General features: G+C 26.1%; 1 pseudogene. It reads left to right on the top strand.

Going from position 1 to position 391, the window contains the following annotated elements:
- Positions 1-65: 65 nt before the first annotated feature.
- Positions 66-391, top strand: a pseudogene (locus NQ012_RS12975) (diaminopimelate decarboxylase); the annotation flags it as partial.

Genomic DNA, 391 nt, shown 5'->3' with positions numbered 1-391 from the left:
TATGTATTATAAGCATCGATAAATTAAGCTTTATGTAGTAAAATTATAAAAATTAAAGGTTAAATATGGATTATAAACAATTAAAGCAAGAATTTAATACTCCTTTTTATATTTACAATTTTGATTTCATAAAAGAGTGTTTTTTAAATCTCAAAGAGGCTTTTAAGGCTAGAAAATCTCAAATTTTTTACGCTGTAAAAGCCAATTCAAATTTAAGTTTGTTGCAAATGCTTGCAAATTTAGATAGTGGATTTGATTGTGTAAGTATAGGCGAGGTAAAGCGTGCCTTAAAAGCAGGAGCAAAAGCTTATAAGATTATTTTTAGTGGAGTAGGAAAAACCAAAGAAGAGTTAAGACAAGCTTTAGAATATGATATTTTATATATTAACCT

The organism is Neisseria dentiae, assembly GCF_024580525.1.
Lineage (GTDB): Bacteria > Pseudomonadota > Gammaproteobacteria > Burkholderiales > Neisseriaceae > Neisseria > Neisseria dentiae_A.
This window is presented reverse-complemented; position numbering and strand designations above follow the sequence as displayed.